Origin of the sequence: Thermus thermophilus HB8, assembly GCF_000091545.1 — a bacterium.
GTDB classification, from domain to species: Bacteria; Deinococcota; Deinococci; order Deinococcales; family Thermaceae; genus Thermus; species Thermus thermophilus.
In genome coordinates this window covers 59,641-78,059 of the sequence record NC_006461.1, presented here as the reverse complement: position 1 = coordinate 78,059, position 18,419 = coordinate 59,641, and the positions used below count along the sequence as shown (strand labels likewise).

Sequence of the window (18,419 nt, the reverse complement as noted above, 5' to 3'; positions counted from 1 at the left end):
CCCGGGCGTCCGGGAACCGCCTCAGCCGCACTTGGCGTAGCCGCAGGCCTGGCACTTCCAGCACCCCTCCTCCCGCACCAGGGCCTTCTCTCCGCAGGAGGGGCAGGGGGCGGCCCCGGCCAGGGCGATCCCGCCGCCCGAGAGGACGGGGGCGGAGGAGAGGTCCTCCGGGGCCCCTGGGGCCATCTGGGGGACGGTCTCCAGGGCCACGGCGATGAGGTCCGCCTTGCTGGAGACGAGCCTGCCCTGGTAGGTGCCGTAAAGCCCCCCGTTGATGCCCCGAAGCGTCCGGACAATGGCCTCCGGGGGCACCCCGTACTGGAGGGCGATGGAGACCACCCGGCCCAGGGCCTCCGAATCGGCGTTCGCCTCGTCCCCGGCCTTGCCCGAGGTGAGGATGACCTCAATGGGCCGGCCCTCCAGGGTGTTCACCGTGACGAGGAAGCTCCGCTTGGACCCGTCGGGGGCGAAGAGCTTGACCATGTCGGTGAAGCCCATGAGGCGGCCGGGCCGCTCGTAGACGGGCCTGCCGGGCTCGTGGGCCCTGGCCTCTTGGGGCTTTGCCTCCTCCGGCGTTTTCCCCGCCTTCTCCTCTTTAGCCTCCTTCTTCACCGTGAGGACCTGGAACTCCCGGGAGCCGTCCCGGTAGACGGTGATCCCCTTGCACCCCGTGCGGTAGGCCTCGGTGTAGGCGGCCTCCACGTCCTCCACCGTGGCGTGGTTAGGGAGGTTGATGGTGTTGTGGGAGATGAGGCCGTTGACCACGTAGCGGTGGACCTCCTCCACCTCGATGTCGTACATCTCCACCTCGCCCACTTCCTCCACCTCCACCACCCGGTGGGCCAGGATCTCCGTGGGCCAGCCCAGGCGCTCCGCGGTGGTGTTATAGACTGCCTGGGCCTCCCTTTGCCGCACGGACTTCAAGCTGACGTATCCCGGGTGATGGGTTCCCACGCGGGTGGCGGCCAGGACCTCTTGGGGAACGAAGACCTTGTACCGGGCCTCCACCTTGGCCCGCTTGTGGGCTTCTAGGGGCTCGAGGAGTTCCTGGAGGGGTCCGGAAACCGCCACGGAGTGGACGTAGTAAGTTTCCTTGGGGGCAAGGACCTTCTTCCGCCCCTGGTAGACCTTGGGAAGACCGAAGCTGCGGGCGAGCTCCGCCGCCTCGTAGGCCAAACGTTGGCTCCTGCCCTCGTAGACCACGAGGCCCATATTGGCGTGAACATAGCCATCCAGCGTGAGGCCCCGGAGGAAAGCCAGCTTCTCCCCAGGGCTTCCCTGGAGGATCTGGGAGGGCACCCGCTTTTGCGCCGCCCCTTTGCCGATCAGAGCCTCCACGAAACGCACCAGGCGGCGGGAGGTGAGGTAAAGGTTACGCACCCCCGTGCGCTTGTCTACCGTGCACTTGGGTTCCACGCCAAACAGCCTACCCGCCACCTCTTGGAAGACCCGTTCCACATCGGGGTCCTTGGTGGCGATGCCCACGAAGCCCGTGGCCTCCACCGTGGACCCGTCGGCGGCCAGCATCCCGAGGAAGAGGGCAAGGTCCTCGGACATCCTTTCGGGCAAGGGGAGGTTGCGGGCGTTGGTCCTTAAGGAGAGGCCCTTGGCCTCCGGGATGGGGAGCCCGCCTTCCCCGTGGGAAGGGACGAGTTTGCCTAAAACCACATCCCCCGGCTTCAGCTCCCGCATGAGCCGCCAGCCCTCTGGGGTGAGGAGTCGGTGGCTTTCCCAAGCGCCCACAAGCTCGGCCCCGTTGTCCAGCCGGATCCTGACTCCCCGCTTCTTTCCAGCGTAATAGTGGGCGGTGATGCGGTACCCCTCGGCGGTGTAAAGCCCTTCCACCGGGACGAAGGTGTCCTCGGGATGGGGTGGGGCGATCTCTTCAATGGGGATGAGGCCCTTGGAGGTGGGGATTAAGGTGCCCTTGGCGATGCACTTGGAGATGGAGTTGGCGGCGTACCCTTCGGCGTCAAAGGCCCGCTGGACCGCCCCCTGCATGCGCACGTGGTCCAAGGGGTGAATGTCGTGGGCAGAGAGGAAGACCCGCCGGATCGCCTCGGGGACGAAGGGGAGGTTCTGCACGGAGCCGTGGCCGTCCTTCTGGATCTCCTCCACGATCTTCTCCCAGTCCCACTTTCCCTCCTTCGCGAAACCGGGCGCGGGCGGGTAGGCCTCCATGAGCTCCACGAAGAGGGGGTGGAGGAGGGGCTTGTACTCCCCGCCGATCCTGCGCCAGACGAAGGGGCTGAAGACGGGCTCAATCCCCGAGGAGACCCCCATGAGCATGCTCGTGGTCCCCGTGGGGGCCACGGTGAGGAGGGCCACGTTGCGCCGGGGCTTAATCCCGAGGCTCTGGAAGTACTCCCTGTGCTCCTCGTAGAGGGGGAAGGGGCCCCGTTCCTCGGCCAGGGCCTCGGAGGCCCGGATGGCCTCCTCCCGCATGGCGGAGACGATCTCGTAGACCTTCCTCCGGGCCTCCTCCGAGTCGTAGGGGAGGCCCATCTTGATGAGGGCGTCGGCGAGGCCCATGAGGCCGAGGCCCAGGCGGCGGAGCTTCTTGGCCGCCATTTCGTTGTCGGGGAGGGCGAACTTGTTCACGTCCAGGACGTTGTCCAGGAAGCGGATGGCGGTGCGGACGTCCCGGCGGAACTCCTCCATTTGGAACTCCCCGTCCTTCACGTAGGCGGCGAGGTTCATGGCCCCGAGGTCGCAGGGCTCGCCCACGGTGAGGGGGATTTCGCCGCAGTTGTGGGCTACGAGCCCGTTGGCAATCAAGCTGTGGGTGACGGGCTCGGTCAGGTCGTAGACGGGGGCTTCCCCGGCGGGCTCCACGCTGGCCACCGTGGCCAGGAAGGGCTTGCGGTAGCTGCCCCGGGGCCTGTGGCGCAGGAAGGCCAAGAGCTTGGACTGCTTCTCCTCCTGAAGGAAGCCCACGACCTCGGCGAACCGGTCCCGGTTTTCCCCTCCCAGGATGAGCTCGTACTGGGGCGCCACCGGGTACTCCCTGAGGGCGCCTTTGCCGTCCGGCAAGGCCTTACGGGCTGCCTCCCTACGCTTGTGGATCTTTCCGAGAATCCCCAGGTTAAGGAGGAGGAGCTGGACGTCCTGGAGGAGGGCCAGGCTGGAGGAGGCCAGGCGGATGGTGGCGTCCTGTTTCTTCTCGTTGATCTGCACCGAGCCGTCGGCGCTGAAGAGGCCCTGGAGGAAGCCCACCACCGCTTCTCGGGGAGCGCGGAAGAGGCTTTCCGGAACCCGCTTTTCCGTGGCCCTGGCCGCCTTGAGCCCCAGGGCCTGGAAGAACTCCGCGGGGATGCGGTTGAAGTGGAGGTGGAAGGTGTCGGAGCGGGTTTCCTGGAGGGTGCCCTGGCCGAACCAGTCCCGGAGGAGGTCGGGAAGCCAGGCGAGGTCGGCGAAGTCCTTCCGGGAGAAGTAGAAGCCCACCCCGTCCTCCCGCAGGTAGCCGTCCCCCAAGAGCCAGCCCAAGGCCACCCCGAGCTCCCGGCTCCAGCGGGTAGGGAGGTTGCGGTACTGGGCGCGCACATCGGCCCGGCCTCGGCCTCCCCGGCCTCCCGCGGTGGCCACCCGCTCGTGGACCACGGCGAGGGCTTGGGCGGGCAGGCTCTCCTCCTTGGGGAAGAGTCCCTCGCCGCTTTGCACCAGGATCTTCTCGCCCGGCCTGAGCTTCCCCGCTTCCCGGTAGCCCTCCGGGGTCAGGAGGAGGTGGTCCGGGGTGAGGGTCACCTCGAGGCCCTCCCGGGTGCGGAGGCGAACCACGGGCTTGACGCCGGTGAAGAAGGCCCGGACCGCTTTCCGTACCGCGGTGCCGTGGCCGGGTAAGGGGGCGCCCCTGCCCCCAAAGGGGGCCCGGTTGTCCGTGACCAGGTAGAAGCTCCCCCCTTCGCGCGCGAGCTCCTCAATGGGCACAAGCCCCCGTTCGGTGGGGATGCGCGTGGACCCCACGAAGCAGGGGTTGGTGGAGCGGATTTGGTAGCGCTCCCCTAAGCCCTTCAGGGCCGAGAGCGCGTTCACCCGGTCCACGAAGATGAGCCCCGGCTCCCCCGTGGCCCAGGCGTGCCAGGCGATCTCGTGCCAGAGCCAGCGGGCGGGGACCTTCCCCCCGTAGAGGGGGATGGCCTTGGCCCCGTCCTCCCGCTCGGGGAGGGGAGGAAGCTTGCCCGTGTAGGGGCCCTCTACGGGATAGGGGTAGTACTTCCCGGGGACCTCAATGGGGGTCACGGGCCAGAGCTCGTCCTTTTCCACCGCCTCCAGGAAGCGGTCGGTGGCCAGGACGGAGATGTTGAAGGTGGAGATGTCGCCCTCCGCCTTCTCCCGGTCCAGGTCCTTGGCGGTGAGGAAGTCCAGGAGGTCGGGGTGTTCTATGGAGAGGGTGGCCATCCCGGCCCCGCGGCGGGTGTTGTGGCTTACCAGGCCGTTGGCCAGGTAAGTGTGGTTGCCCTCCACGGAAAGGTCTAGGGTGAGGATCTCGCCCCCCGGCTCCACGGAAGCCACCCGCACATAGTACTCGTTGAAGGGGAAGGGTTCGGCTTCCAAGCCCAGGTCCTGGGCCTTTTCCAGGACCATGGCGTACCCCGTGGCGGTGAGCTGGCGCTCGCCCCGGAGGTACCGGAGGAGGTCTTTCCGCAAGGGGGTATAGGGGGAGGCGTAGCCCTTCCTGCCCTTTTCCGTCACCGTCAGGAGGGGTTTCAGCAACCCCTCGGCATGGGGCAGGGGCCAGCTGGACTCCCGGCGGATGTCGGGCTTGATCCCGTGAAGGGCCTCTAGGCGGGAGCCCTTGGGTACCCCGATCCTCTCCAAGTAGCGCTCCAGGCCCTTGGCGGTTACCACCCGGACCCGGTAGTGCTCGGCCTTGGAGAAGCGCCCCGGCAGGGGGTTATAGCGGAGGAGCTTGGAGGGGATGCCAAGCCCCCCCAGGAGGACCATCACGTCCTGGGCCAGGCGTTTGGAGGCGGTGGTCAGCATAGGGTAGCCTGCGGTAATGGTGCCATCGGCCTCAAAGAGGCCCCGGAGGAAGGCGGCGAGGACAGGGCGGGGGCTTTGGCGGATGGCCCTGGGGACCTCCAGCTCCCGGGCCTTTCCCTTGAGAAGGCCGTTCTTCCTGAGCCAGGTGACCAGGGGACGGCTCCGGACCACCAGGGTGACGCTCCGGTCGCCGGGCTTTCGTTCCTCCCGGAGCTCCAGCCCAAAGAGCTCCCGGAAGAGGCGCTTGGCCTCTTCCCGCATGGGCTCCTCCTCGTGGACGGAGAAGCCGATCCGGTCTCCACTCACGAAGCCCTCTCCGAAGAAGAACCCTAGGAGGAAGGCCAGGTCCTCGGTGAGCACCTCCGGGGTGCGGATGGGGGTGGTGTTGGGGTGGAGGGGTTCGTCCAGGGGGGCAAGCTGGACCGGGGTTCCCGTGTGCTCGTCCAGCACCCAGATCACCCAGTCTCCGGGCCTGAGGTCTTGGAGTTCCACCCATTCCCGCGTTCCGTCCTCCCGAAGGACCTTGAGCTTGTGGTTGAGGGTTCCTTGGACCTCGAGGCCGTTTTCCAGCACCACCCGGAGGGTGGGCGCCACGCCGTTGTTGTAGCCTTCGGGGCTCGGCCGCCAGCCCTCATCGGTGGCCACGCTTAAAGTGTGGGGTTGCCAGCCCCGCCGGAAGGGGTCCACCAGCTCCCGGAGGCGCAAGGTGCCCCGGTCGGTGTGGACCAGGGTGTCGGGATGGAGGCACCCTCCCTGCCTGACCACCCGGAGCACGGGGGCGTAGACGTAGCGCAGGGTGGCCACGGGGCCCGCCTCCTCGGCCCCCCAGGCCACCCACTCCAGGAAGTTGTCAAAGATTTCAAAGAGGAAGCTCACCGGCCCCGAGCTCGTCCCGCCGCTTCCCCGGATGGGGGCGCCTTCGGGGCGGAGGAGGGAGAAGTCCACGTGGGGCTTCTGGCCTTTGCGCGCCAGGTCCGCGGCCTCCCGGGCGGCGTCAATGATCCCCCCCATGTCGTCGGGAACGAGGATGCGCCCTTCCGGGGGCTCCTTGACCGTCCGCACCCCGTAGCGCTCCGCCAGGGCCTTAAGCTCCGGGGAGAGGGCGCCGTAGACCACCCGGGCGAAGTTCTTGAGGGAGATCTCCTCCTTGGCCCCGTCGGGGTTGATGGGCGGGCGCATCAGGCCCCGGATGAAGTCCTCCACGTCGGGGTGTTCCGCCGAGAGGTAGGCCACGCCCTCCACGGCCCGCCGTGCCCTCTTCCCTTTGGAGCGGTAGGGGTCCAGGTTCACCCCGTTGCCCCCGCCCACCTTGGTGACCAGGGCGAGCTTCTTGGCCACCTCCATGATGCCCGCGAAGCTCTCGGGGGGGTTTTCCGTGGCGCCCTGGACGAAGCAGTTGAGGAGGTTGCCGTGGACGGTGCCCGCCCCGGCGAGGATCCGCCCCCCGGGGGAGAAGCGCTTCTCGGCCATCAGGCGGAAGAACTCCTCCTCCCACTTGGAGCGCTCCTCCTCCCGCTCCGCCTTGGCGATCTCCCGGGCCACGCGGCGGAACATGCCCAGGATGTCCCCGTCCCCGGGCTGGAGGTACTGGCGCCTGGCGATGGCCTGCGCGTGCTCGTCAAAGAAATACCCGTCCCTCATATCCATACCTCCACCTTAACCCCATATCTTGGGGCACCCATCCGGAAGGCTACTACCGGTTGGGTTTGGGCGCAAGTGTCGGGGTCCACACTTTGGCCTGGGATGTTGCCCGTAGCCTCCAGACTACCACAAGACCTCGAGGGCCCGTGGGGTTGACAAGCCGCGGGAGGAGGCCCCTAAATAGGGGGCGATGCCCAAGAGCGCCAAGCGCCGCGCGAGCCAGCCCACCGGCGCGGAGACCCTGGTGGTGGTGGAGTCCCCGGCCAAGGCCCGGAGCATCCAAAAGATGCTGGGGCCGGGCTACGAGGTCCGGGCGAGCCTAGGGCACGTGGTGGACCTCCCCGAGCGGAGCCTGGGGGTGGACGTGGAGCGGGACTTCGCCCCCACCTACGAGGTGAAGAAGGACAAGAAGCCCGTGGTGGAGGAGCTGAAGCGGGCGGCGGAGGGCAAGCGCCTGCTCATCGCCACCGACCCCGACCGGGAGGGAGAGGCCATCGGCTGGCACGTGGCCCGCCTCCTGGGGCGGGACCCCAAGGAGCCCCTCCGGGTGGAGTTCCACGAGATCACCCCCAGGGTGGTCCGCCAGGCGGTGGAGGCCCCGCGGCCCATTGACCAGAACCTGGTGGACGCCCAGCAGGCCCGGCGCGTCCTGGACCGCCTCCTCGGGTACAACCTCTCCCCCCTCCTCTCCCTGGAGTTCCGCAAGCGGGCCCTCTCGGCCGGCCGGGTGCAGAGCGTGGCCTTGAGGCTCGTGGTGGAGCGGGAGGAGGCCATTGAGGCCTTCCGGCCCGAGGAGTACTGGGTCCTCCGGGGCGTCTTCGCCGTGGAGGGCGGGGAGGCCCCCCTGGTGGCCACGCTCCACGAGGTGGAGGGGAAGCGCCTCTGGACGGGGCAGGGGGAGAAGGAGGGCCGGCTCCACCTCGCCTCGGAGGCCGAGGCCCATGCCCTGGCCGAGGCCCTGCGGAAGGGGAGCTACCGGGTGGCCCAGGTGGAGGTGCGGGAGCGGCGCAAGGCCCCCCCGCCCCCCTTCACCACCTCCACCCTCCAGCAGGCCGCCTCGAGCCGCTTGGGCTACACCGCCGCCCGCACCATGCGCATCGCCCAGCGCCTCTACGAGGGGGTGGACCTGCCGGAGGGGACCGTGGGCCTCATCACCTACATGCGCACGGACTCGGTGCGGGTGGCCCCCGAGGCGGTGGCGGCGGCCCGGGAGGTGATCGGGAAGGCCTTCGGCCCGGAGTACCTGCCGGAGGCCCCGCGGGCCTATAAGAACCGCAGGGAAGGGGTCCAGGACGCCCACGAGGCCATCCGCCCCACCGACCCCAAAAGGACCCCGGAAAGCGTCCGCCCCTACCTGTCCGAGGAGGAGTACCGCCTCTACGAGCTCATCTGGCGCCGCTTCCTGGCGAGCCAGATGCGGGACGCCCTCTACGAGCAGACGGCGGTCACCCTGGCCGACCTCGAGGGCCGCTACGCCTTCCGCGCCTCGGGCTCGGTGTTGCGCTTTGAGGGGTACCTCCGGGCCTGGGGGCGGGACGCCGAGGAGGAGGAGGAGCCCCCCGTCCCCGCGGTGCCCGAGGGGGTTCCCGCCCGGCTTGAGGAGGTCCTGGAGGAGCGGCGCTTCACCGAGCCCCCGCCCCGCTACACCGACGCCAGCCTGGTGAAGACCATGGAGGAGCTGGGGATCGGCCGCCCTTCCACCTACGCCCCTACCCTCGAGACCCTGGAAAAGCGGGGGTACGTGGCCCGAAAAGGGCGGACCCTTTTCCCCACCCCCCTGGGCCGCCAGGTCACCGCCTACCTGCGGGAAAGGTTCCCCCAGGTGGTGGCCTACGAGTTCACCGCCCGGATGGAGGAGCGGCTGGACGAGGTGGAGGAGGGGCGCGTCCCCTGGCCCAAGGTGGTCTGGGAGTTCTACGAGCCCTTTTTGGGGGAGCTCGCCCAGGTGCCCAAGAAGACCTGCCCCCGGTGCGGCAGGCCCTTGGAGCTCAAGGTGAGCCGCTACGGCCAGTTCCTGGGGTGCACGGGCTACCCGGAGTGCACCTACACCGAGCCCCTGGAAAGGCGGGAGGCGGAGCCCATCGGGGAGGCCTGCCCCAAGTGCGGCCGCCCCCTCCTCAGGAAGGAGGGCCGCTACGGCACCTTCATCGCCTGCTCCGGCTACCCCGAGTGCGACTACACCCGGGACGACGGGACCCCCACGGGCCACACCTGCCCCAAGTGCGGGGGCCGGGTTCTGGAAAAGCGGAGCCGGAAGGGCAGGCCCTACTACAAGTGCGAGAACAACGCTTGCGACTTCCTCTCCTTCTACCCCCTCCTGGAGGAGGCCTGCCCCGCCTGCGGCTGGCCTTTGGTGAAGAAGGGGGAGAAGGCGCTCTGCCTCAACCCCGCCTGCCCGGAGCACGAGCCGAGCCTCCTTCCCGCCCCCAAGGAGGCCAAGAAAGGGCGGTCCCGGGGGAAGGGCAAGCCCCCCCTCGCCCCCCCTAAGGACTGGGAGGAGCTCGTCCCCTTCCTCCCCGGGCTTTCCCCCGAGGAGCGCCGGGCGGTGGAGGCCCTGGCCCGGGGGGAGGCCCTGGCCCGGGGGGAGGCCCTGGCCGAGGAGGAGGCGCGGCTCGCCCGGCGGGCCCTCTTCAAGCTCCGCATGCGCAAGGGCAAGGCCCGGAAGGAGCCGGTCCGGGCGTGATGGCGAGCTTCAAGCTCCACCTCCTGCGCCTCGCCCGGGAGGGCCAGGTGGAGGTCCCGGGGGTGCCGGGGCTTAGGGCCTACACCTTGAGGGAGCGGGTGGAGCGGCCGGGGCCGGCCTTCTACCTCCTCCTGGAGGGGGAGCTCGTGGTGGACCTGCCCGAGGGCCGGTACCTGCACCTGCGCCGCGGGGAGGCGGCCCGGGTCACGGAGCCGCACCGGCTTCTTCCGGTGGAGCGGGCGGTGCTTCTGGAGCTGGGCTAGGCCCCACCAGATAGACCGCCCCCCAGGGGCGGTAGACGCTCACCACCTGGTCCTCCCGGACGCGCCCGTCCCCGTAGCGCACGCGGCGGCGGACCACCACCTTGGCCCCTTCGGCGGCGAAGTCCACCTGCTTGCGCGCCCCCGGGGGAAGGGTGGGGTCGGGGATCTCCCGGGGGGGGAGGGGGGGCTTGCGGTCCGTGATGAAGGGGCCCTCCCAGGCCACCTCCCGGTCCTTGGTGCCGAAGAGGTGGAAGCGGAGGCGGCCTTCCTGCACCGAGGCCTGGATCCAGAGGGCCCCGGGGGTGTCGTTCAGGACCTTGAGGTCCTTGTAGGGCTGGATCACGGCGGCGTCCAGCCCGGGGGGTTTGTAGTAGGCCACCTGGTAGCTGTGGGCGTGGCGTTCCAGGATGGGAAGGCCGGCGAAGAAGAAGGCCCGGAAGAGGGTGGTGGAGACCTGGCACACCCCGCCCCCCACGCCGGTTTCCGTCCGGTCCCCCACGATGACGTAGGCCTCCTTGAACCCGGTCTCGAGGGCGATGGGCCCCAGGGCCCGGTTGAAGGAGAAGGGGCCCGGGGGGACGAGGAGGCCGTCCAAGCGGCTCGCCGCCAGGCGGATGTTGTGGACCCGCTCGGGGCTCGAGCCCCAAAAGCCCGTCTCCGCCGTGGCCAGGTGCTCCCGCACCCCGAGGGCGTAGAGGTCCTTAAGGCTCGGGGAAGGGGGCGTGTAGCGCACCGGGAGGAGGAAGCGCTTTTTTCCCTGCGCTCTGGCCTCGCGGAAGGCCTTTAAGGCCTCCTCCCGGTCAAAGGCGAGGCCCTTCTTCTCCACCCCCCGCCACCGCCCGTCCTGGTAGATGAACCGGGGGGGGCGGGGCGGCCGGGCGAGCCGGTCCAGGAGGCGGAGAAGCTCCGCCTCCGAGGCCACGGGGTAGCGCTGGGTGCCGGTGTAGGCCACGAGCCGCCCCTCCTCGAGGACGTCCTCCCGCAGGACGAGGACCGCTTCCAGGGGCGCGCTCTGCCCCAGGGCGAGGCCGAGAAGGATGAGGAGGACAAAGGGGCGCATACCCCATTATGCTTCGCGCCCGGGCCGAAGGCGGGTCCTACCCTTGCTCCCTATGTTCTTCGGCCCCCACGCCGAACCTTTGGCCGGGGCCCCACGCTGGCTTGGGCCCGCATGGGCCGGGATCAGAAGACCAACTCCCCCCGGAGGAAGGCCTGGGTCCTCGGGTCCTTGGGGGCGGCGAAGACCTCGGCCACGGGGCCTTCCTCCACCGCCTCTCCCCGGTGCAGGAAGAGGAGGCGGTGGCCCAGGCGCCGGGCCTGGAAGAGGTTGTGGGTGGCGAGGACCACGCCCCGGCCCTCCTCCGCGGCCCGGCGCAGAAGGGCCTCCACCCGGAGGGCGTTCGCCGGGTCCAGGTTGGCGGTGGGCTCGTCCAGGAGGAGGACCTCGGGCTCCACCGCCAGGGCCCGGGCCAGGGCGAGGCGGGCCGCCTCCCCGGCGGAGAGGTGGTGGGCCGGCCGGTGGGCCAGGGCCTCGAGGCCCACCTCCTTGAGCCGGGCTTGGGCCCGCCTACGCGCCTCCTCCCGGGGGACGCCGTGGAGGAGGAGGCCGAAGGCGGCGTTGTCCAGGACGCTCCGGTGGAGGAGGGGCGGGGTCTGGGGCAAATAGACCCTAAGCCCCCCCGTCACGCGCCCCCCCTCCGGCGGGAGGAGGCCCGCGAGGAGGCGGAGGAGGGTGGTCTTGCCGCTCCCCGAGGGGCCGAGGACCACGAGCACCTCCCCCGGGGCCAGGGCGAGGCGCGGCACCCGGAGCCGGAAGCCGGGGAAGGCCAGGGTCAGGTCCTCCGCCTTAAGGATCACTCCCGCTCCAGGATAACCAGGAAGGCGGTGACCAGGAGGGCGATGCCGAGGAGGACCGCCCCCAGGGCCAGGGCCGCGTGCAGCTCCCCCATGCGGGTCTCCACCACGATGGCGGTGGTGAGGACCCGGGTGTGGTGGCGGATGTCCCCCCCCACCAGGGTGGCCGCCCCCACCTCGCTGATGGCCCCGCCGAAGCCCGCGGCTAAAGCGGCGGCCAGGGTGCGGCGGCTTTCCGCGAGGAGGGTGGGGAGGACGTGGCGCTCCTTCCCCCCTAGGCTCCGCACCAGAAGGCGGACCTCCTCCACCCGGCCACGGGCTCCCGAGAGGACGAAGGCGGCGATCAGGGGGAAGGCCAGGGTGGCCTCCGCCAGCACCATGGCCCAGGGGGTGTAGAGGAGGTTGAGGAAGCCGAGAGGCCCGGAGCGGGAGAGGAGGAGGTAGAAGAGGAGGCCCACCACCACCGAGGGCAGGGCGAGCCCGGAGTAGAGGAGGACCCTGCCCCAGACCCCTCCACCCCCCCGCAGGGCGAGCCAGAGGCCGAGGGGCACCCCGAAGAGGGCGGCGAGGAGGGTGGCCCCCCCGGCCACGGCGAGGCTTCTCAGGGCGATCTCCAGGATCTCGGCAGGGGGCATGGCTAGGGGCGCAAGGGGAAGGCGCACCGGCCCCGAAGGGGGGCGAAGAGGGGGGTGCCCTCCACCCGGAGGCCGGCCACGATCCGGGCGGCCTCCTCCGAGGCGAGGAAGGCCCTAAGCCTTTGGGCCTCGCCTTCCCCGGGGCTTCCCGGGACCAGGTGGAAGGCGTACTGGTTGAGGAGGAGGGGGTCCTCCCGGGCGTAAAGGGCCTTCAGGCCCCGCCTCTTCCCCACGGTGAGGAAGGTGGCGAGGTCGGTGAGGGTGTAGGCCCCCTTCTCCGCCGCCAGGACGAGGGTCTGGCCCATGCCTGCGCCGCTTTCCAGGTACCAAGGGCCCTGGGGCTTCAGGCCCGCCTTCTCCCAAAGCTCCAGCTCCTTGAGGTGGGTGCCCGAGCGGTCCCCGCGGGAGACGAAGGGGGCCTTTTGGGCCGCGATGCGCCGCAGGGCCTCTAAAACGTTCTCTGCTTCCCGTACCTGGGCCGGGTCCGCCTCGGGCCCCGCGAGGAGGAAGGCGTTTTGGGCCAGGCAGTAGGGCTCGGCGGTGATCCCCCGGGCCAGGGCCTCCCGCTCCAGGGAGGGGGCGTGGACCAAGACGGCGTCCACGTCCTTCCGCTCCGCAAGCCTCAGGGCCTGGCCCGTGCCCACCGCCAGCACCTGGACCCGGATCCCCGTTTCCCGGAGGAAGGCCTCTAGGAGCCGGTCCAGAAGCCCCGAGTCGTAGACGCTGGTGGTGGTGGCGAGCCGCAGGGCCAAGGCCGGCCCCAGCAGGACGAGGAGGGCGAGGAGGCGCATGGGACGAGTATAGCCCGGTAAGCTGGGGGCGTGGTGCCCGACTGGGAGGAGGTCCTGGGCCTGTGGCGGGCGGGGCGGTACTACGAGGTGCACGAGGTCCTGGAGCCCTACTGGCTTAAGGCCACGGGGGAGGAGCGCCGCCTCCTCCAGGGGGTGATCCTTTTGGCGGCGGCCCTCCACCAGAGGCGCTTGGGCCGGCCGGGCCTGCGCAACCTGAGGAAGGCGGAGGCCCGGCTGGAAGGGCTTCCCTGTCCCCTCATGGGCCTGGACTGGCGCTCGCTTTTGCAGGAGGCCCGGCGTAGACTCGGGGCGTGAGCGCCGAGGTCCTCGTTTACCGCGGCTCCTTGGTGGAAAACCGGCACCGCGTTTCCCTGGCCCTCTGGGGCCCGGAGGGGCTTGTGGCCTACGCGGGCGACCCCGGGCGGGTGGCCTACCTGCGCTCCTCCGCCAAGCCCTTCCAGGCCCTGGCCCTTTACCTCACGGGGGCGGTGGAGCGTTTTGGCCTCACGGAGGAGGAGGTGGCCTTGGCCACGGCGAGCCACGACGGGACGCCCCGGCACGTGGAGGTGGCGGCCCGCTTCCTGGGGAAGCTCGGGCTTGGGCCGGAGCACCTGGTCTGCGGGGTCCACCCGCCCTTCTCCCGGGAGGCGCGGGCGGCCCTCGAGGCCCAGGGCCTTGCGCCCACCCCCCTGCACCACAACTGCTCGGGGAAGCACGCCGGGATGCTGGCCGCGGCCCTGGCCCTGGGGGCGCCCGCGGAGGGGTACCACCTGCCGGACCACCCCGTCCAGCGCCTCAACCTGGCCACCCTGGAGGCCCTCTCCGGGGCCCGGCCCGGGCTCGCCACCGACGGGTGCAGCGTCCCCACCTTCGCCCTCTCCTTGGCCCGGGCCGCCCGGGCCTTCTTCCTCCTGGCGGACCCTGGCCGCGCGCCCGAGGCCTACCGGACGCCCCTCCTCCGGGTGCGGGAGGCCATGCGCCGCCACCCCGACCTGGTGGCGGGGCCGGGGAGCGTGGACACCCTCCTCATGGAGCGGCTCCCCGTGGTGGCCAAACGGGGCGCGGACGGGTACTACGGCCTCGCCCTTCTGGAGGGCCCCCGGGGGCCTTTGGGCGTGGCCTTGAAGGTGGAGGACGGGGCCACCCTGGCCCGGGAGGTGGCGGTGGTGGCCCTCCTCCGGGCCTTGGGCCTGGATCCGGGAAAGACGCCTTGGGACCGCCCCCCCGTGCGCAACCACCGGGGCCTCGAGGTGGGCCACCTGGAGGCCCGGCTCGGCCTGGTCTGGGTCTGATCCCACCCCGGCCTTCGCCGGGGGGTAGGTTCAGGCCTTTTCCTTCCGCAGGGCGTCCCGGATCTCCCGGGTGTTCTCGGCGATGCGGATGAGGGAGACCAGGGCCTCGAGGCCCACCCGGACGGCGACGGCGTAGAGGAGGAACCCGAGGGGAGCGAGGACGAGGAGGGTGAGGACGCCGAGGCCCGCGGAGGCCTCAAAGGCCCCCACCACGGCGAAGAGGGCGTAGATGCCCCCCACCGCCAGGGCCAGGGCGTAGACGAGCCCCGTGAGCTGGATGGTCACGAACCGCTCAAAGGCCAGGTCAAAGAGGGCGGCGAAGAACTCCTTCGCGTTCATGCTGACCTCCTTTCCCCTAAAGCTTACCCTTGGGCCCTCCGGGAAATCCACCCGGCTACAGCACCCGGGCGAGGCGCAGGAAGGCCGGGGGCGGGGGAGGAGAGGCGCCGCCGTCCTGGTAGCGGAAGCGCAGGTCCCAAAGGGGCCCCTCCCCCAGGCCCAGGCCGCGGGGGAAGCGGGGCCTCAGGTCCAAAGGCCGGGCCTCCTCCCCCCCGAAGGCCTCCCGGAACCGCTCCACCTCCTTGGGGTGGCCGAAGTGGTAGGCGTAGAGCCACGGGCCTTCCTCGTCCTCGAGGGCGAAGAGGAACCGGGGGGTGGGAACGAGGCGGGGGAAGCTCCCGGAAAAGGGCCGCCGCAGGAAGGCCTGGGCCCGCCCGGGGCGCAGGCGCAGCACCACCTCCTCCGCCCGGCCCAGAAGGCCGAAGCTCCCCACGAAAAGCCGGACCAGGTCGTAGCCCTGGACGTTCTTCACCACCACCCCTCCCGCCCGGACGCGGCGCCCCTTGGGCGTGCGGAAGGTGAGGCCCAGGACCTCTGCGGGGAAGAAGAAGGTCTGGGCGAAGCCGCCCCGGGCCACGAGCCCCCCGACCCCGCCCGGGAGCTCCACGGGGGGAAAGGGGGGGAAAAGCCCCGTTCCGGCAAGGCGGGCGTGGACCTCCAAAAGGTCCGCCTCTCCCGGCGCCACCAGGTACTGGTCGGCGGCGTGGACCTCCATGGGGTCATGCTACTGCGCCTCCACGGGGGCAAGGAGGAGGGCGAGGAGGGCGAGGGCGGCCCCAAGCCCCACCGCCAGGGGGAAGCTGTGCAGGAAGAGGGGGTAGGCGAGGCCCGCCAGGGTGCCTCCCAGGTAGAAGCTCGCCACGTAGGTCCCGCTCACCCCGGGCCCCCTCTGCCCCGCGGCCCCCGAGGCCAGGCTTTGGGCCGTGAAGAGGAAGGCCATGAGGAGGACGAAGCCCGCCACCAGGAAGGGCGGGGGAAGGAGGAGGAGGCCTAGGGCCACGAGGACGCCGAGGAAGGCCAGGCGGAAGGTGCGCCGGGGGCCGAGCCTTGCGGCGAGGAAGCCCGAGAGGGCGCTCCCCGGGAGGCCAAAGAGGTAGGCCAGGTACACGAGCCCCACCTCCGCCGGGCGGTAGCCCAGGTCCAGAAGCCGGTAGGGGAGGAGGTTGGCCAGGAAGAGGTTGAGGAAGAGGAGGACGGCGCCCACCGCGTACAGGGGGAGGGCCCGGAGGTCGTAGCGGGCGGGCCCTAAAGGGGGCGTCTTTCCCCGGGGCAGGCCGAGGAGGAGGAGGCCCAGGGCCAAGGCGGGGAGGGAGAGGAAAAGGAGGGCCTCCCGCACCCCCAGGCCCTCGGCCAGCACCCCGGCGAGGACCCGACCGAGGCCGCCCCCAAGGACGTTGCCCGCCATGTAGAGGCCCGCCACCTCCCAGGCCCGCCTGGGGTAGAGGAGGGGGAGGAGGGCGATGGCCAGGGCGGGGACGAGGGCCGCCCCCGCCCCCTGGAGGAGCCGGGCCAGGGTCCAGAGGAAAAGGCTCGGGCTCAAAGCCCCCAGGACCCCGCCCACCCCCACCAGGAGGAGGCCCCCGCCCAGGAGGACCCCGGGAGGAAGGGAAAGCCTCGGGGTCAGGGGAGAGAGGAGGACGAGGAGGAGGAGGGGAAGCCCCATCCCCGGCCCCGCGGCCCCCGGGGGGGCCCCGAAGAGCCTCTCCAGGAGGGGGAGGAGGGGGACCACCGCGTAGAGGGCGCTGTAGAGGGCCACGCCCGAGAAGAGCACGGCGAACCGCACCCCCTTATGCTAGGCCTGTGCGGGTGCTTCAGGTGGCCCTTCCCCTGCCGCTTCCGCCCATGAGCTACCTCCCTCCCTTGGGGCAGGAGGGAGAGGAGGCCTTGGGGCGGCGGGTGGCCGTTCCTTTTCGGGGGGAGGTCCAGGTGGGGGTGGTGGTGGGGGAAGGGGGGCGGCCCTCCCTGAACCTCCGCCACGCCATCGCCTACCTGGACCCCGCCCCCTACCTGCGCCCGGAGGAGATCCTCTTTTTGGAAGAGGCGGCCCGCTACCTTTTCGCCCCCCTGGGCCAGGTCCTGGCGGACTTCCTCCCCCCCTTTCCCCCCTTGCGCCACCGGGTCCGCCTCTACCCGGGGGCGGACCCGAAGGTCCTGCCCCCGGGGCTTGGGGCCCTGGTGGACTGGCGGGAGGCCCGGGGCTTTGACCCCAAGCTTTTGGACCTCCTGCGGGAGGCGGGGATGCTGGAGGAGGAGCTCGCCTTCCGGGAGGCGCGGGGGGTGCTGGTGCCCCTGAAGCCCGCCCACCCCGATCCCCAGCTGGACCGCGTCCTTCAGGTCCTGCGGGAGCTGGGCTTTGCCGAAAGCCAGGCGGCCCTGGCCCGGGCGGCGGGGGTGGGGGTGGGCCGGGTGCGCCGCCTTGTCCAGGAGGGGTACATCGGCACCGCGTCCCCGGAGGAGGCCGCCCCGCCCCCGGCGGACGGGGTGGACGTGGCGCCCCTCCACCTCCCCGAGAGGCCCGAGCGGGTCAACGGCGGGAGGTTTCTGGAACGCGTGCGGGTGCTCAAGGGGCTTTTGGGGGAGGGGGACCACCTGGTCCTCTTCCCCGAGGTGAGCCTCTTGGAGCGGTTTCTCGCCCACTTCCCCGGGGCCACGCCCTACCACGGGGGGCTTTCCGGCCCGGTCCGGGAGCGGTTTTTCCGGAGGCCGCGCGGCCTGGTCTTCGCCACCTACGGCGGGCTCCTCCTCCCCTTCACCCCCCGCTCTTTGGTGGTGGTGGAGGAGGGGAGCGAGAGCTACAAGCTTCCCTCGGGGAGCCGGGCCTTCGTCCCCCCGCTTGCGGAGCTTAGGGCCCGCCTCCTCGGGGTGCCCCTCACCTACCTCTCCCTGGTGCCCGCGGTGGAGGTTTTGGAGCGAAAGGGTTTCGCCCTGCCCGTGCCCAAGCCCCGCCTTCTCCTCTTGGACCTCCGGCGGGAGCGGGGCTTTCCCGTCACGGGGCGGGCCCTCGCCCTCCTCCGCCAGGTGGAGGAGCGGGGGCGGCAGGCCGTGGTCCTCTCCGCCCGCAAGGGGTACAGCGCCCTCCTCCTCTGCCAGGACTGCGGCTTCCGGCCCATGTGCCCCGACTGCGCCTTGCCCCTGCGGTACCACCGGGAGGGGAAGGGGGCGCTCGTCTGCCACCAGTGCGGCCACCGCGAGGACCCGCCCCTCCTCTGCCCCCGGTGCGGCTCCCCCCTCCTCGCCCCCAAGGGGCCCGGGGTGGACTGGATCCGGGAGGCCCTGGCGGAGAGGCTTTCCCTTCCCGTCTACCGCTACGCCGGCGACGGGAAGGACGACCTCACCCCCCTCCTCGAGGGCCGGCCGGGGGTGGTGGTGGGGACCACGGCCCTCCTCCGGGGGCCTAGGCTTCCCGACCTCGCCCTCGTCCTCCTCCCTTTGGCGGACGGCTTCCTCCTGGAGTCGGACTTCCGGGCGGCGGAGCGGTACCACCGCCTTCTCTGGGCCCTCACGGAGCTCAGGCCCGGGCGGAGGCCCCTTCTCGTCCTCCAAACCTTCACCCCCGAGCACCCCGTGCACCGGGCCCTCGAGGCGGGGGAGGTGGAGGCCTACCTGTGGCAGGAGAAGGCCCTGCGGGAGGCTCTCAACTACCCGCCGCGGGTGCGCATGGTGAAGCTTGAGGTGCGCCACCGGAAGGAGGAGCGGGCCCGGGAAAAGGCCTTCGCCCTCCTGGAGGCCTTGCGGGCCGAGGCGGAGGAGGGGGAGGTCCTGGGCCCCGCCCCCGCTCCCGTGCCCCGGGTGAAGGGGCATTACGTCTTCCACCTCCTCCTTCGGGGAAGCACGGAGCGGCTCGCCCGCCTCCTCGGCCTCCTGGACCGGCGGCAGTTCAGGCTGGACCCCGACCCCTTCCACTTCGTGGGGCTTTTGGAGGACTGAGCGCCCCCAAG

13 protein-coding genes are annotated in these 18,419 nt (G+C 71.1%); 5 read left to right on the top strand and 8 right to left on the bottom strand.

Features of this window, described 5'->3' with window-relative positions; all coding sequences use genetic code 11:
- Window positions 1-21: 21 nt before the first annotated feature.
- On the bottom strand, window positions 22-6,624 hold the full coding sequence (locus TTH_RS00390; RefSeq protein WP_164926016.1) for an LAGLIDADG family homing endonuclease: 6,603 nt from the start codon (window positions 6,622-6,624) through the stop codon (window positions 22-24).
- A 190-nt stretch (window positions 6,625-6,814) separates the two neighbouring features.
- On the opposite strand from TTH_RS00390, the gene topA reads away from it, so the two are divergent.
- Together topA and TTH_RS00380 are read left to right on the top strand one after the other, a co-directional pair.
- A complete protein-coding gene (gene topA / locus TTH_RS00385) occupies window positions 6,815-9,307 on the top strand; it encodes a type I DNA topoisomerase (protein ID WP_011227691.1) in 2,493 nt (830 codons plus the stop codon).
- The gene (locus tag TTH_RS00380) at window positions 9,307-9,570 is read left to right on the top strand and encodes a hypothetical protein (protein WP_011174283.1); all 264 of its coding nucleotides are present in this window, start codon (window positions 9,307-9,309) and stop codon (window positions 9,568-9,570) included. Before topA ends, TTH_RS00380 begins: the two co-directional genes overlap by 1 nt.
- On the opposite strand, the gene TTH_RS00375 is transcribed toward TTH_RS00380, so the two are convergent.
- The 4 genes from TTH_RS00375 to TTH_RS00360 all read right to left on the bottom strand — a co-directional run bounded on the left by TTH_RS00375 (window position 9,512) and on the right by TTH_RS00360 (window position 12,850).
- Window positions 9,512-10,630, bottom strand: coding sequence for a VanW family protein (locus TTH_RS00375; protein ID WP_011174284.1), 1,119 nt, complete (start codon window positions 10,628-10,630; stop codon window positions 9,512-9,514). The two genes, TTH_RS00380 and TTH_RS00375, sit on opposite strands and share 59 nt — an antisense overlap.
- A 122-nt stretch (window positions 10,631-10,752) precedes the next feature.
- The gene (locus tag TTH_RS00370; protein WP_011227690.1) at window positions 10,753-11,427 is read right to left on the bottom strand and encodes an ATP-binding cassette domain-containing protein; all 675 of its coding nucleotides are present in this window, start codon (window positions 11,425-11,427) and stop codon (window positions 10,753-10,755) included.
- A complete protein-coding gene (locus TTH_RS00365; protein ID WP_011227689.1) occupies window positions 11,424-12,059 on the bottom strand; it encodes an ABC transporter permease in 636 nt (211 codons plus the stop codon). The genes TTH_RS00370 and TTH_RS00365 overlap by 4 nt, the downstream gene beginning before the upstream one ends.
- Window positions 12,060-12,061: 2 nt before the next feature.
- On the bottom strand, window positions 12,062-12,850 hold the full coding sequence (locus TTH_RS00360; RefSeq protein WP_164926015.1) for a substrate-binding domain-containing protein: 789 nt from the start codon (window positions 12,848-12,850) through the stop codon (window positions 12,062-12,064).
- 30 nt (window positions 12,851-12,880) lie between these two features.
- Between TTH_RS00360 and TTH_RS00355 the strand changes: the two genes are divergently transcribed.
- Together TTH_RS00355 and TTH_RS00350 are read left to right on the top strand one after the other, a co-directional pair.
- A complete protein-coding gene (locus TTH_RS00355; RefSeq protein WP_011174288.1) occupies window positions 12,881-13,165 on the top strand; it encodes a DUF309 domain-containing protein in 285 nt (94 codons plus the stop codon).
- A complete protein-coding gene (locus TTH_RS00350) occupies window positions 13,162-14,142 on the top strand; it encodes an asparaginase (RefSeq protein WP_011227687.1) in 981 nt (326 codons plus the stop codon). Before TTH_RS00355 ends, TTH_RS00350 begins: the two co-directional genes overlap by 4 nt.
- Window positions 14,143-14,172: 30 nt before the next feature.
- Here the strand turns inward: TTH_RS00350 and TTH_RS00345 are convergent, their stop codons facing one another.
- Genes TTH_RS00345 through TTH_RS00335 form a run of 3 tightly spaced genes read right to left on the bottom strand, consistent with a single transcriptional unit; the run spans window position 14,173 to window position 16,264 of the window.
- Window positions 14,173-14,481: a DUF4282 domain-containing protein gene (locus TTH_RS00345; RefSeq protein ID WP_024118925.1), complete on the bottom strand. Its 309-nt coding sequence runs from the start codon at window positions 14,479-14,481 to the stop codon at window positions 14,173-14,175.
- 55 nt (window positions 14,482-14,536) lie between these two features.
- Window positions 14,537-15,196 (bottom strand): FAD-binding oxidoreductase, encoded by a 660-nt coding sequence (locus tag TTH_RS00340; protein ID WP_011227685.1) that lies wholly within the window; start codon window positions 15,194-15,196, stop codon window positions 14,537-14,539.
- Window positions 15,197-15,205: 9 nt separating this feature from the next.
- A complete protein-coding gene (locus tag TTH_RS00335; RefSeq protein WP_011174292.1) occupies window positions 15,206-16,264 on the bottom strand; it encodes an MFS transporter in 1,059 nt (352 codons plus the stop codon).
- A 17-nt stretch (window positions 16,265-16,281) separates the two neighbouring features.
- On the opposite strand from TTH_RS00335, the gene TTH_RS00330 reads away from it, so the two are divergent.
- The gene (locus TTH_RS00330; protein ID WP_164926014.1) at window positions 16,282-18,408 is read left to right on the top strand and encodes a primosomal protein N' family DNA-binding protein; all 2,127 of its coding nucleotides are present in this window, start codon (window positions 16,282-16,284) and stop codon (window positions 18,406-18,408) included.
- Window positions 18,409-18,419 lie beyond the last annotated feature (11 nt).